Genomic DNA, 14,280 nt, shown 5'->3' with positions numbered 1-14,280 from the left:
CCTATTCGCGTCTTCTAACTGGTTAAATTATAACGACAGCGTTTCGCTCAAGTCAATTTTGAAGAGAGTCAAAGGGCATCATGTCAACTTAGATACAGCTCCTCAGTCACTTCCTTTTGAATCATTTTAGAGGATGTCATGCTGAGATTTTTTTGTTAATTTTTGAAAAACCAATTGATAGGAATGTTCGATTAACTCCTCTACAAATGAGGATGGAATGTCTGCATCAAGGTAAATGGAATTCCAATGAGTCTTATTCATATAGTAGCCAGGGATAATTCCTTCATGCATCTCTCTTAGTTCTTCAGCACGAAGAGGATCACATTTTAAAGTGATGACAGGCTTTCGATTCGCATCTCCCCCCATCATAGCAAACATCTTTCCGCCAATATGATAACGATCTGCCTGCCACTCAGGTTGATAATCATGGGTTGTTCCTTTTAAAGAAAGACAAAATGCCTGCAGCTGTTCTTTTTTCATTTCATTAGCTCCTTTTTTAGAAATCATCTATTTTCTCTATTATATCGACAATGAGGAAAGATATCTGACGCTTTTTTTCAGAAACAATAAGAAAAGCACAGGCCCGTTGTCTCCTGTGCTTTTGAATCACACTGCTTTTTTTATTCAAACGCCTTCTTTAGCTTATCCCCCATCAAATGCCAAGCTTCTTCAGCTATGGCTAAATCTCCGGCGTGCGTGAAGCCGTGTGGAACTCCTTTAAATTGTTTATACGTGACGTCTATCCCAGCTTCTTTTAACTTGGCAGCATATTGCTCAGCTTCTTCAGCCAGCGAATCCTTCTCTGCTGTGATGACGAGAGCTGTAGGCATTTGTGCCAAGGATGAACGATCTGCAAAAACCGGAGAAACGAGCGGATTGCGCGGATCTTGGCCTTGCAGATAGAAGGAATTAAAAAGTCTCGCCAATTCAACTGGAATTGCTTCATCAAACGCTGGCTTTTCTGCTGGATCAGTGGCTAGATCAAGCGGCGGATAATCGAGCACCTGATAAACAATTGGGAGTGTATTTCCTTTTTGAATATTCAATAGACAAGCAGCCGTTGCCAAATTTCCTCCTGCACTATGTCCGCCAACGGCTAATGCATTCCGATCGATTTGAAGCTCGTCAGGGTGTTCATACAACCACTTCAGTACATCGTAGCATTCATGAAGAGCCGCTGGGAAAGGGTGCTCAGGAGCAAGCTGATACTCGACATTGACCACGATACATTGCGCCCGGTCTGCAATGACTGGACACCATGGATTATCCATTTCAGCACTGCCCATGATAAATCCGCCACCATGTAAATTCACAAAAACAGGAAGCGGCTGCTTTGATGTGTTCACTGGCTTAAACACCCACACCTTTGTTTCGCCAGCACTTGTTGGAATGTCATATTCCATTTTGTTCACATCAGGAGGATTTACTGGCTTTAGTTCCGATTGACTCGCTAATGAACCTTCAGATGGCTGGCGTAATGAAGCAGCGATTTTGATTTGTTCTTCTAAGTTCATGATCTCAGACTCCTATCTTATTCATTTCTTCTTAACTCATTCGTTCCTTTTTCCTCTTTTCCTTCTACTGAATCAGCAGCACCTTACTGGAATAATCAAAATAAAAAAAGAAGACATTGAAGAAGGTATACGTTTATTAGCTAAACTTATCAATAAAGCTAAGTAACGCACTGAATTTAACACACGATACTAAGAGAATGAAAAAACGAAGAAAACGAGTTGTCCATGTTTAATGTAAATGGGAAAACTCGTTTTTATATCACAGCTGAAAACCTATAAAAATAAATAATTTTTAAGAAAAAATGATCAATCTGTAACTGCAAACCAAGTTTCTTTGAGCAATTCACAGAAAGATTGAATGGTTGGTCCTTCTGAACGACTTTTTAAATATACGACAGATGTTTCAATTGGTTTTTCACAGTAATGCAATGGGATAAGAATACCCTCTGCTAATTCTTCTTTAATCATATTTTCACCAAGCAAGGCGATTCCGGTTTTATTTAAAACTGCCCGCCTAATCGTTTCATCACTTCCCCCGCATTCAATGATAGAAGATGGACGGGTGTTAATTTCAGAAAAACACTGCTCTGTAATTGAGCTAAAACCGCAATGTTCATGATAAGCAAGAAACGGAAAAGATTCTATAATCTCTTCTTTAGAGCGGTTTTTTGTAAGATCGGCGGAGACAACCAACACCGCCTTTTCCCTTTCTAAAACAAACTTTTCTAATTCTGAGGAATCAACTTCCCCTGCAACAATCCCAATATCTGCTTCATTATTTAAAATTTTATCGACAGCTATAAGGCTGTTTGCTGGCATGAGGCGCAGCATAACTTGTTTATGCAATTTTGTATAAGAACTAAGCAGTAGGGAAAGGTGATTCGTACAATAATATTCTGAAGCTGTTACAGTTAGACTTCCGGAAGGACCATTTAACTCTTCCATGTCTCTTTCCATATATTCCATTAATTCAAATAATCTATCTGTATGCTGCTTTAATTTTTTTCCAGCAGGCGTCAAAAACGTTTTTTTTCCAATACGGGTGAATAGAGAATGGTTTAGTTCCCTTTCTAATACTTGAATTTGCAAAGTAATAGTGGGTTGAGTATATTTTAAGATCTTTGCAGCTTTGGTCATATTCAATTCATTGGCTACTACTTGAAAAGTTTTTAGATTTCTGAGTTCCATTTAACCTTCATCTCACTATCTATATTTTTTATAGCCTACAAAAGCTACTAACCAAAAGTATATAAAATAATCATCTTTCACATAGGATATAAGGTTAACCATATAACCCCATAGACAAGATGCGCTGAAGAGAATAGCAATCAAATCATTATATCAAAAATTTTAACGAGAAAATCTAAAAGTTTGATACGAATCATTCATTTTTTATTGGTAACTATTGAATCGCCTAATTTAAAATACCAATAAAAAACCAAGTCATCTCCTTACTCTTAAGGTTATGATATATCGCTAAAGTTTTCTAATGCATACTATTAAATTAATTAATTTTTAGCTTGTTTCATCCTGTGATAGATTTGATAAAGAGCTTAACGAAGTAAGGGAAAGGGAGAATATTATGTACCCATTTAAAGTATTAAATCATGAAGATATCAAAGCTATTCTTGATATGAAAATTGTAATCGATATCGTAGAAAAAGCTTACGTCTTAAAAGAAAATAAAGAAGCTTCTTTATTCCCAATGGTGTTTCACGAGTTCGAACCTGGTAAAGCGGACATGGATATTAAATCAGGAGAATTGTCAGGAGCAGGCATTTTCGGTTTAAAACTTGTTTCCTGGTTCGGTGACAACCCTTCTAAAAACCTTCCTGCTGTTGTTGGAACTGTCTTAGTTCTTGACAGCCGTACAGGCCTTCCAATCGGTATCTTGAGCGGTGAGTATATGACCATGATGCGCACCGGAGCAGCTGGTGGAATTGGAGCTAAATATTTAGCAAGAAAAGATTCAGAAGAATTGCTTATGGTAGGATCAGGTCATGTTGCAGCTTATCAAATCTTAGCTGTTTTAATGACAATGAACCATATCAAAAGAGTTCGAGTGTATAATGCTCATTCATTTGACCGAGCTGGTCAGTTTTGTGCAGACATCAAAGGCAAGTTAAAAGAGCTGTTAGCTCAAACTAAAGAACAAAACCCGGAAGTTTATGAAGAAATGCTTCAAAAGATAGAGATTGAGTATACGCCGGTTAATGATATTGAAACAGCTACGAGAAATGCAGATATTATTATTACAGCTACTCCAGCACGCCAACCAATTATTCTAAAAGAATGGGTAATGCCAGGTACTCATTTTTCATGTGTGGGTGCAGACATGGCAGGAAAACAGGAAATTGATGAAAATATTTTAACTGATGCTCGCATATTCGTTGATGACCATGAACAGTCTGTTACGGTAGGAGAATTTGAAACTGCATTCAAAAAAGGCATCATCGCAAAAGATAGCATCATTTCGGAAATTGGAGGAGTGATTACAAATCAAGCACCAGGACGCATTTCTCCAGAAGACATCACAGTTTTTGACAGTACAGGCATCTCTCTTCAAGATCTATTGACAGCGAGCTATGTTCTAGAACAGGCAGAAGAAAAACAAATTGGGATGTCGACAAAGCTGTAACTGATCGATAGCCTTTTAAATAAGCAGATTTTAGAAAGTATTCTTTACCAAAAGACTATGTATCAAAAAATAAGATCATACTTACAAAGGAGTTAATCGGATGAATATTAAAACATTTGCTGTAGAACATTGGATGAATTTATACGAGCAAGAGGCCGTTTATAATATCGCGGAAACATGTGTTGAATCTTTCACTGTAAATGAGTTGATTGGGATTGACGGCACAAATCCGGCAGATTTTTTCAATGAAGTCGGAAAGAAAAAATTAACATACGGACATATTGAAGGATCTCCAGAGTTTAAAAGCTTAGTATCTGGCCTGTATGAGACAGTTGAAGCTGATAATGTACTTGTCATGAATGGAGCAATTGGTGCAAACTTCTTAGTGCTCTATTCTCTTATTGAGCCAGGAGATCATGTAATTGCTGTACACCCAACATACCAGCAGTTATATGATGTGCCTGCTTCATTTGGCGCGAATGTAGATCTGCTGCCATTGAGACCAGAAAATAACTTCCTGCCGGATCTAAACGAATTAAAGTCTCTGATTAACGAAAAAACAAAATTGATTATTATCAACAATCCGAATAATCCTTCAGGTGCTATTATTGAGAGAGAAATGCTTGAAGAAATTGTAGAAATTGCACGCTCAAGTGATGCTTACTTGCTGTGCGACGAAGTATACAGAAACCTATTACAGGAAGATAACCTTGTTGTGCCATCTGTTGCTGATTTATATGAAAAAGGAATCAGTACATCAAGTATGTCAAAAGTATTTTCATTAGCCGGCTTGCGCCTTGGCTGGATTGCAGGTCCAAGTGATGTGATCGCTGAATGCATAAAACACCGTGATTACACAACAATCAGCTGTGGTGTGCTTGACGATATGTTAGCCGTTCATGCTCTTAAAAACTACGACAAAGTCCTAGGGAGAAGCCGCAAAATTATCAAAGATAATCTGGCTATTTTAGATGAGTGGGTTCAAAACGAACCTTCAATCTCCTACGTAAAGCCACGTGCAGGCACAACATCTATGCTGAAATACGATTACCCTGTTTCATCTGAAGAATTTTGCGTTGACCTATTTAAAACGAATGGCACATTCTTAACGCCAGGTTCTTGTTTTGATATGGAAGGATATGTTCGTATCGGTTACGCATGTTCAACAGATGTATTAAAAGCAGGTCTTGAGAAATTCTCTGAATATTTGCGTACCCTTAAAGTAAATAGCTGATTAAAAACCATTAAGATAAATATTTGGAATATCTGATCGTACAAAAACCGAACTGCCAATTATGGTTAGTTCGGTTTTTTTGTAAAGTTAAAAGATATTTAAAAACCTTTTCTTGTCAGATTATCTCACATCATTATCTTCAATAGTTACTATAAATAAGTTAAAATTTCCAGTTAATTATTTTCGTGTTATTCTACACCTGCAACAGAAGAAAGGTAGAGGTGTAAAAAGCTTAAGGGGGAGATTTTATGAGCAACAACTGGAGTTCCTTAGTTGAGAACATGAGTGATTATTTAGCACCTAGCATGGCCAAAGATCATCCAAACTTACCTGTGGTAAAAGAAGAAGGTTGTTATTACTACGGGCTGGATGGGAAAACCTATTTAGATTTTACTTCCGGGATTGCAGTAGCTAATACAGGACATCGCCATCCTAAAATCGTACAAAGTATCAAGGATGCAGCAGATCAATTAACTCATGGCCCTTCGGGAGTCATTATGTATGAATCCATTTTAAAGCTGGCCAAATCTCTAGGTGAAATTCTGCCAGGAGATTTAAATTGTTTTTTCTTTGCCAATAGTGGTGCTGAAGCAATTGAGGGAGCTTTAAAATTGGCTAAATATGCAACAAAGAGACCTTATGCTATTTCTTTTACGGGGTGCTTTCATGGCCGTTCTTTAGGTGCTTTAAGCGTATCAACATCAAAAAGTAAATATAGAAAATATATAAATCCGTCTCACCTGACTTATCATCTGCCTTATGCTAATATGCAGGCATGCCCCGAAGGTAAAGACCCAGAAACTTTCTGCATAAACGAATTAGAAAAACATTTTGAAGAATTATTTAAACACCAAGTGACACCTGAAGAAGTAGCCTGCGTCATATTAGAACCTGTATTGGGAGAAGGCGGCTACATCATCCCTCCTAAAGGGTGGCTGAAAAAGATCCGCGAAATATGCGATCAGCATGGTATACTGCTTATTTTTGATGAAGTACAAACTGGCTTTGGACGCACAGGGGAGTGGTTTGCTGCTCAGACATTTGAAGTCACCCCAGACATTATGGCTATCGCTAAAGGAATAGCTTCTGGTCTACCTTTAAGTGCCACAGTAGCTTCAAAAGAACTGATGAGCAAATGGCCTGCTGGAAGTCATGGAACAACGTTCGGTGGAAATCCAATTGCCTGTTCGGTAGCGTTGACCACTCTTAAAATAATGAAAGAAGAAAGATTACTAGATAATGCAAAAGTGGTTGGTCAATATGCTGCTGAAAAACTAAAACAAATGAAAAAAAATCACCCAGTCATTGGAGAGATACGCTCGGTAGGCTTAATGATTGGAATTGAAATGATAAACCCAAAAACAAAAAAACCCGATGGAAGCGCCGTCATGAAGATTTTAGATTATTCCCTTGAGCAGGGAGTTCTCTTTTACTTATGCGGTAACGAAGGAGAAGTGATTAGAATGATCCCTCCTCTGACCGTCACAAAAGAACAGATTGACGATGGGCTTTCAAAATTAGAAAAGGCATTGCACCAATTTGAGAAAGAATATTAAGTAGAAGCCGTTTCGAGTATTCACCGCTATTCTATGTACGACTCTTTTTTTCATATTTAATGATATCATTATTTGATGAAAGACTAATTTATTGAAAAAAAGCACTGCGGCGCTATGTCCTCAGTGCTTTTCATTTCTCTTATGATACTTGCTGTTCTACCTTCACTCGTTTAATGAAGAAAGCAATAATCAATCCAATGACGGTCATGATCACAGCAAAGATAAATGCATGCTGGACACCATTTGTAAAGGCGAGCAGCTGATTCACCGGATTTGCGGGATCAGATACATTTTCCATAAAGCTGCGAGTTCCTGATGAAAGGATCGAGATACCGATCGCAGTACCAATAGCTCCTGACACTTGCTGCAAGGTATTCATAATCGCTGTACCATGCGGATATAGCTCTGGCGGAAGCTGATTTAATCCATTGGTTTGAGCAGGCATCATGATCATCGCGATTCCGATCATTAAGGTAATATGAAGAGTTACAATGAATCCAATTGACGTATTCACACTTAGATTCGTAAAGCCAAACATCGTCGCTGCGACAATGACAAGACCTGGAATGACAAGCCATTTTGGACCAAACTTATCAAATAGACCCCCCATGATTGGAGATAGCAGTCCGTTGATAATTCCACCTGGCAACAGCATTAAACCTGCTGTAAATGTAGAAAGCGCCAAGGACGTTTGCAGATACAATGGCAAAATCATCATAGCAGACAGCATTACCATCATACACACTAAAATCAGAAGTAACCCAATGACAAACATCGGATATTTAAACGGGCTTAAGTTCAGCATTGGTTCTTTCATGTTCAACTGTCTTAAAGAGAACACGAGAATCCCTATGACACCAACTACAATTGCAACGATGACATGCATACTGCTCCAGCCGCCGCCTTCACCGGCACTGCTAAAGCCATATACTATTCCACCGAAACCAATGGTTGAAAGCACAATCGATAAGATGTCGATTTTCGGTCTTGTTGGTTCTGTAATATTTTGCATAAAAATAAAACCAAAAACAAGTGCAGCCATTAATAAAGGAAGTGAAATCCAGAAAATCCAATGCCAAGTCAACGATTTCAAAATAAGGCCAGAGACTGTCGGGCCGACAGCTGGTGCAAACATAATCACAAGACCAATAATCCCCATTGATCGGCCTCGTTTATGAGGCGGGATGATGACCAAAATCGTATTAAACATCAATGGCAGAAGCAATGCTGTACCGACTGCCTGCACGACACGTGCTACCATTAAAATACTAAAGACCGGCGCAACCGCCGCAATAAATGTTCCGATGATCGAAAAGACGAGCGACGTAATGAAAAGCTGCCTTGTCGTAAACCATTGAAGAATGAGTCCTGAAATCGGTACGAGAATACCAAGTGTTAATAAATATCCTGTTGTCAGCCACTGAGCAGTCGTCGCTTCAATTCCAAAGTCTAACGTTAAACTTCTCAGCGCCATGTTTAATGCCGTTTCACTGAACAGGCCAATAAATCCAGCTGTGATAAAAGAAATAATAATGGGCAGCGTTCGAATTTCAGAAGCTGCTGCTTGCTGTTTGTTCATATTAAGTTGGCTCCTTTTCTTTTTCAATTTAGATGAACCTTAGGAAGTCAGGGTGGTCAGAAATGAGCCACTTTCATGTCTATTGAAAGACGGATAAAATCTGTTTTTCTGCAGCAAATTGAGCAATTTTGTCGATCGAATAGCCAGATTCATGTATATAAAACATGAGCTCAGGCGTCATTGGAGAAGACATACATAACGTTGTCAGTTCTATATCCTTTATATTCGCTTCTCCCTTTTCTCTCGCTTCTTCAAGCAATTCACGAATGATTTGTCTGAGTGATTGACTGTAATGACTATCATACACTTTACTTGTCTGCTCTAAATTCCCCGAGATTGTGAGCATCCGAATCCAGTCTAAATGGTTACCGACGATCAGATGAATTTCTTCGAGAACATAGCGTAAACGTTCACGAACCGGCTGATCACTTATTTTGCTCAAGTAAAGATGCAAAGCTGGGATCAGCTGTTCAAATTTCTCCCCAAGGATAGAAAGGCACAGATCACTTTTATTGGCGTAGCGGCGGTATAAAGTACCCTGTCCAACACCAGCTGTTTTCGCAATTTTATGCATGCTGACATTTTCTACACCAAATTCTTGAAACAAGGAGAATGCGATCTCTTCAATTTCCTCACCAATATCCTTTTCCACCATACACACCTTCTTTACCTTCATCCACATGACACTCATCTCTATGTGTTAAATCAAAACACTTTAGGTTTTTCTTAGGACAATTGTCCCGATATTATCTTACGGACAACTGTCCGCATTGTCAATCATTATTTTTTTCTTTCAATTCTATTAAATGATGCACACAGTTTATCATTATTTAGACCGATTTTCCCTTTTGAAAGAATCATGTATGATCAATTAAGAAAGCGCTTCCGTAAAAGGAGAGGAGAATGCGAATATGTACCGTATGAAACGAATGTTGATGCTGGTTGTCACTGGATTAGTCTTGAGTTTGTCCACATTTACTGTGGGTGCCTCGGCACAAACGGGTGGATCGTTTTATGAACCTTTTAATAACTATAATACGGGGTTATGGCAAAAAGCCGATGGATACTCGAATGGAAACATGTTTAACTGTACGTGGCGTGCAAATAATGTGTCTATGACCTCAGCAGGTGAAATGCGTTTATCGCTCACAAGTCCCTCCTATAACAAGTTTGACTGCGGAGAAAACCGCTCCGTTCAAACGTACGGCTATGGGCTATATGAAGTCAACATGAAGCCAGCTAAAAATGTTGGGATCGTCTCTTCTTTCTTCACTTATACGGGACCGACTGATGGCACTCCTTGGGATGAGATTGACATTGAATTTCTAGGAAAAGATACGACAAAGGTACAGTTTAATTACTATACCAATGGTGTAGGAAATCATGAAAAGATCGTCAACCTTGGTTTCGATGCAGCGAACTCTTATCACACGTATGCATTTGACTGGCAGCCAAACTCCATCAAATGGTATGTCGATGGACAATTAAAGCATACCGCCACCACACAAATTCCTCAAACACCAGGGAAAATTATGATGAACCTGTGGAATGGTGCAGGTGTCGATGAATGGCTTGGTTCCTACAACGGTGTTACACCACTCCACGCACATTATAACTGGGTGCGTTACACAAAAAGATAACTCTATCAAAAAAACCTGTGACTTGTCACAGGTTTTTCTTCGTTTAATTTGAACTAGTTTTCAGCTGATGAGCGAGTTTTTTCTCATGATTGTGGATAATATCTTCATAACTTTCTATTTTGAAATCCAATCGTTTAATGGTCTCTTCGATTTCCTTTTGTTTTTGGACGAGTCTTTCTCGTTCATTGACCAAAATGTTTTTTCGCGAAGATAACGTATGATCATCATCCTCAAAAAATAAGGCTGTATATTCTCTAAGCGCATCAATCGAGAGCCCAGCATTTCTCATACATTTGATAAATTCAATCCATTGAAGATCATCCGCTGTATAATCACGAATCCCATGATCGTCACGTTTGATTTCTCTAATCAAACCAATATTTTCGTAATATCTAAGTGTCGCAGTGGATAAATCGAGCTGTTTTGCTGTTTTGCTGTTTTGCTGTTTTGCTGCTTGTGCTATTTTCATTGTGCCCTCCCTCTTTCTCTTACCTTCCGATCTCCCTTTCCTCATCATCTCCATTTTAAAAAAGAAAGCAAGATGCTTTTGGCTCAATTCTTGATTCAAGAATGTTGAATTCGTTATTACAGAAGGTTTTCTGTTGACTTATAGTTCACTTTAAGAAGTACAGTATAGAAGAAAGAATCGAATCTTATTTTTGAAAGGATGATCAAGAATGTGTCAGACGCACCAATCAAATGTTTTAAGTGTTTCACACGCAAAAGCGAATTTTGAACGGACGACCATTGAACGAAGAGCACTTCGTCCACATGATATTTTAATTGATATTCAATTTAGCGGGATCTGTCATTCAGATATCCACAGCGCTTTTGATGAATGGGGCGGCGGTATTTTCCCGATGGTTCCTGGTCATGAGATTACTGGGGTCGTTGCAGCTGTAGGGGATGATGTGACGAAGTTTCAAATCGGTGACCGTGTAGGTGTTGGCTGCTTTGTGGATTCCTGCGGCACCTGTGAATATTGTCAAAATGGAGACGAGCAGTATTGCACAAAAGGGGTCGTCCAAACATATAACAGCCGTGACTATGACGGGGAACCGACTTATGGCGGCTACAGTCAAAAAATTGTCGTGACTGAACGATTTGTCGTCAGCATTCCTGAACAACTGCCTCTTGATGCCGCAAGCCCTCTTCTCTGTGCTGGCATTACAACTTATTCTCCATTAAAGCACTGGAAGGCAGGCCCTGGCAAAAAGGTTGCTATCGTCGGAATGGGCGAACTCGGCCATGTTGCCATTCAATTCGCACGCGCACTTGGTGCTGAAGTAACGGTTTTAAGCCGCTCTTTGAATAAAAAAGAAGAAGCACTATCATTTGGCGCAAAAGACTATTTTGCTACAAGTGATCCTGAAACGTTTCAGACACTAGCCGGTCAGTATGACCTCATTCTCAATACAGTCTCTTCCAACATTAATGTGGATGCCTATCTGTCCTTACTCCGTGTAGATGGAACCTTGGTGAACGTCGGTGCACCGCCTAAGCCGGATCAATTCCACGTCTTTTCATTAATTTCCGGCCGCCGCAGCATAGCTGGTTCACTCGTTGGCGGCATCCAAGAAACACAAGAAATGCTCGATTTCGCAGCTGCTCACAACATCGCACCACAAATTGAAGTGATTAACGCGAATCAAGTTGATGAAGCGTATGAACGGGTGCTGAAAAGTGATGTGCGTTACCGGTTTGTGATTGATATTGCTACGTTGTGATTGCTATTTGTTTTAAGAGACTAGCCTGATTGGCTGGTCTTTTGTTATGTTTCAACCTTTTCCTTTTACACAGGTGTATGCAATGGACATTTCACAGCAAAAATCCTCTGAAATTCGCACAAAAAATATTGACATAAAAATAAAAAACATGTTATTATTAAAAATTTGGTTATTACACCTTCATTTGTGATACCCTTATAGTAGATACAATTTATGGAGGTGGATGAAATGTTTCAAATTGGTGATAACATTGTTTATCCAATGCACGGAACAGGCATAATTGAAGCCATAGAAGAAAAGAAATTTTCTGCCGAGACAGAAGAGTATTATGTCATTAAGATGTCCGTCAGCCAGATGAAAGTGATGATTCCAACAAAGAAAATGTCAGGGTCAAATATAAGAGCAGTTACGAATATACTTGCCATCAAGAACATTATCCACATTTTTCAGAATGGAACCTCAGATACATTATTGTCCTGGAAAGAAAGGTATAAAATCAATACAAACAAAATCAAAACAGGCGATATCCAAGAAGGCGCTGAAGTTGTACGTGACCTCTTGCGAATGAAAAAAGAAAAACCACTCAATTCAAGCGAAAAGAAAATGCTGGATGATGCTTACGAGTATTTGATTAGTGAACTGGAAGTCATCGAAGGAATTACCGAAAAACAGATTAAGAGCTTTTCTTAAAAATTTATACCACTTTTTTACTCCCACCTTCTCCCTCATTTGTTGAACATTCTCTACGAATAGCTCCACGCCCTGTCACTTTGAAAAGAAAAAGAAATTATTTAGGAAAATTCCGCATATTGTCAATCCAGTATGTTATACTAAACTAACCTTTGAAGCATGAAATTTTGACGAATACCTTGTACCATCTCCCTACTTGTACGTTGAGTAGGGTTTTTTCATGCAAAAAAACAGGCTCTCCGTAGAGAACCTGTTTTAGAAGAATGAAGATTAAGCAATTTTTTGAACGTTAGCAGCTTGAGCTCCACGAGAACCTTGCTCTACGTCAAATGATACTTTTTGACCTTCGTCTAAAGATTTGAATCCGTCGCCTTGGATAGCTGAGAAATGTACGAATACATCGTCGCCTTCTTCACGTTCGATAAATCCAAAACCTTTTTCTGCGTTAAACCATTTTACTGTACCTTGTTCCATGATTGTTGCCTCCTCGTGCGTTTACCACACAATGTATTATACTATCCTTGCCCAAAGTACCCTCAAGACGAAAAGTCAATCTTCATACTATCCTTTACGCCGAACAAAAATAATTACTTTTCATTATAGCATGAATCGGTAATAATTGCAATTTTTTTCTCATAACATATATAGTTAAGAAGAAAAGTTTATCAAATATTTCTCATTTTTTATCTATCCCTGGAAAGAGACGTTTCTCATAATTAGAAGAAACGTCTCTTTTCTTTAAACTTATATACCAAAAAGCACATAATCAATAAAATAATTAGAATAATTGCAACTTTTAATGCAATGGAGTATATATTAGCTCTTCTTAAATGTTTTAATGTTTCCTTTTCATTAAGAACACCTTTCCCATATAAGCTAACATCTTTTTCTTTTTTACTATAATTAGATAACACATTAAGAATTTGTTTATTAGTTATATTTTTTTCCTCTTGTAACATCAGTGATAAAAACCCAGCTAAATAAGCAGCTGCTACAGAAGTTCCACTTATTCTCGTTTCATTCTTATTATGATCAACACTTTTTAAATTTTCACCTGGAGCCATAATATCAATACCTCTTCCCCTACTAGATTGAAACCACCTATGACCATTTTGATTAACAGCTCCAACGCCTATTACACCATCTAATTTTGCAGGATATCTAATTGTATCTTTTTTGGATAGACCATCATTTCCAACCGCAGATATTAAGACAATATCCTTTTTCAATGCTTTCTTAATGATATTTTCCAGTTCTTTAGAATACTTTGTACCTCCTAAACTCATTAATATAATATCTACATCATATTGTATCGCTTTCTCAACACCTTTAATAACAGCATCATATTTACCAGAAACATTCTTTTCTAGAACTTTTATAATATACAATTCAGCTTCAGGTGCGATACCAAAATCTTTAGATCCAATGATATTCGCTGTTAATGAGCCATGACCATTATTGTCTTCTATATTATCCCCTTCGTGAACTACATTGTACTTCTTAATAATATTGATATTATTTCCTCTATAACCAGTATCTAAAATGGCTATTGATACTCCTTTTCCAGTTAAACCGTAATTACCAGCGATTTCTCTAACTCTATGTTGAGGTTCATCAGCTGAAACTTTAGACATGTTCACAAAAAAAAGAAGAGTGACTAAAATAATATAAATATAATTTTTGTTCATTTTTACCTATACCC

14 protein-coding genes are annotated in these 14,280 nt (G+C 38.2%); 6 read left to right on the top strand and 8 right to left on the bottom strand.

Features of this window, described 5'->3' with window-relative positions; translation table 11 throughout:
* Positions 1-126: 126 nt before the first annotated feature.
* From AC3WTB_RS14780 to AC3WTB_RS14770, 3 genes are all read right to left on the bottom strand, one after another.
* Positions 127-480 carry an MmcQ/YjbR family DNA-binding protein gene (locus AC3WTB_RS14780; RefSeq protein WP_492333911.1) on the bottom strand — a complete coding sequence of 118 codons (354 nt, stop codon included), beginning with the start codon at positions 478-480 and terminating at the stop codon, positions 127-129.
* Between the two features lie 140 nt (positions 481-620).
* A complete protein-coding gene (locus AC3WTB_RS14775; protein ID WP_492333910.1) occupies positions 621-1,514 on the bottom strand; it encodes an alpha/beta hydrolase in 894 nt (297 codons plus the stop codon).
* Between the two features lie 306 nt (positions 1,515-1,820).
* The gene (locus tag AC3WTB_RS14770) at positions 1,821-2,702 is read right to left on the bottom strand and encodes a LysR family transcriptional regulator (RefSeq protein ID WP_064498160.1); all 882 of its coding nucleotides are present in this window, start codon (positions 2,700-2,702) and stop codon (positions 1,821-1,823) included.
* Between the two features lie 394 nt (positions 2,703-3,096).
* Between AC3WTB_RS14770 and AC3WTB_RS14765 the strand changes: the two genes are divergently transcribed.
* The 3 genes from AC3WTB_RS14765 to AC3WTB_RS14755 all read left to right on the top strand — a co-directional run bounded on the left by AC3WTB_RS14765 (position 3,097) and on the right by AC3WTB_RS14755 (position 6,942).
* Positions 3,097-4,152: an ornithine cyclodeaminase family protein gene (locus AC3WTB_RS14765; RefSeq protein WP_058837397.1), complete on the top strand. Its 1,056-nt coding sequence runs from the start codon at positions 3,097-3,099 to the stop codon at positions 4,150-4,152.
* Positions 4,153-4,252: 100 nt separating this feature from the next.
* Positions 4,253-5,386, top strand: coding sequence for an aminotransferase (locus AC3WTB_RS14760; protein WP_039176753.1), 1,134 nt, complete (start codon positions 4,253-4,255; stop codon positions 5,384-5,386).
* A 248-nt stretch (positions 5,387-5,634) separates the two neighbouring features.
* Positions 5,635-6,942 (top strand): aspartate aminotransferase family protein, encoded by a 1,308-nt coding sequence (locus tag AC3WTB_RS14755; protein WP_492333909.1) that lies wholly within the window; start codon positions 5,635-5,637, stop codon positions 6,940-6,942.
* Positions 6,943-7,081: 139 nt separating this feature from the next.
* On the opposite strand, the gene AC3WTB_RS14750 is transcribed toward AC3WTB_RS14755, so the two are convergent.
* Complete coding sequence (locus AC3WTB_RS14750; protein WP_059376082.1) at positions 7,082-8,521, bottom strand: DHA2 family efflux MFS transporter permease subunit; 1,440 nt, start codon at positions 8,519-8,521, stop codon at positions 7,082-7,084.
* Positions 8,522-8,600: 79 nt separating this feature from the next.
* The gene (locus AC3WTB_RS14745; RefSeq protein WP_492333908.1) at positions 8,601-9,197 is read right to left on the bottom strand and encodes a TetR/AcrR family transcriptional regulator; all 597 of its coding nucleotides are present in this window, start codon (positions 9,195-9,197) and stop codon (positions 8,601-8,603) included.
* A gap of 235 nt (positions 9,198-9,432) precedes the next feature.
* Here AC3WTB_RS14745 and bglS point away from each other — a divergent pair, with 235 nt between their 5' ends.
* Complete coding sequence (bglS, locus tag AC3WTB_RS14740) at positions 9,433-10,161, top strand: beta-glucanase (RefSeq protein WP_041089240.1); 729 nt, start codon at positions 9,433-9,435, stop codon at positions 10,159-10,161.
* Positions 10,162-10,204: 43 nt separating this feature from the next.
* Here bglS and AC3WTB_RS14735 read toward each other — a convergent pair whose 3' ends face one another.
* Complete coding sequence (locus AC3WTB_RS14735) at positions 10,205-10,630, bottom strand: MerR family transcriptional regulator (RefSeq protein WP_492333907.1); 426 nt, start codon at positions 10,628-10,630, stop codon at positions 10,205-10,207.
* 208 nt (positions 10,631-10,838) lie between these two features.
* On the opposite strand from AC3WTB_RS14735, the gene AC3WTB_RS14730 reads away from it, so the two are divergent.
* Together AC3WTB_RS14730 and AC3WTB_RS14725 are read left to right on the top strand one after the other, a co-directional pair.
* A complete protein-coding gene (locus AC3WTB_RS14730) occupies positions 10,839-11,888 on the top strand; it encodes an NAD(P)-dependent alcohol dehydrogenase (RefSeq protein WP_492333906.1) in 1,050 nt (349 codons plus the stop codon).
* A 228-nt stretch (positions 11,889-12,116) separates the two neighbouring features.
* Positions 12,117-12,578 (top strand): CarD family transcriptional regulator, encoded by a 462-nt coding sequence (locus AC3WTB_RS14725; RefSeq protein ID WP_064498163.1) that lies wholly within the window; start codon positions 12,117-12,119, stop codon positions 12,576-12,578.
* Between the two features lie 270 nt (positions 12,579-12,848).
* Here AC3WTB_RS14725 and cspC read toward each other — a convergent pair whose 3' ends face one another.
* Both cspC and AC3WTB_RS14715 read right to left on the bottom strand, forming a co-directional pair.
* Positions 12,849-13,052, bottom strand: coding sequence for a cold shock protein CspC (cspC, locus tag AC3WTB_RS14720; protein WP_008346765.1), 204 nt, complete (start codon positions 13,050-13,052; stop codon positions 12,849-12,851).
* A 242-nt stretch (positions 13,053-13,294) separates the two neighbouring features.
* On the bottom strand, positions 13,295-14,266 hold the full coding sequence (locus AC3WTB_RS14715) for a S8 family serine peptidase (RefSeq protein ID WP_492333905.1): 972 nt from the start codon (positions 14,264-14,266) through the stop codon (positions 13,295-13,297).
* Between the last annotated feature and the right edge of the window lie 14 nt (positions 14,267-14,280).

The sequence above is a fragment of the Bacillus sp. EB106-04-04-XG123 genome (assembly GCF_058791855.1).
The sequence above is the reverse complement of the archived record's forward strand: the minus strand, read 5'-3'. Positions and strand labels throughout refer to the sequence as shown.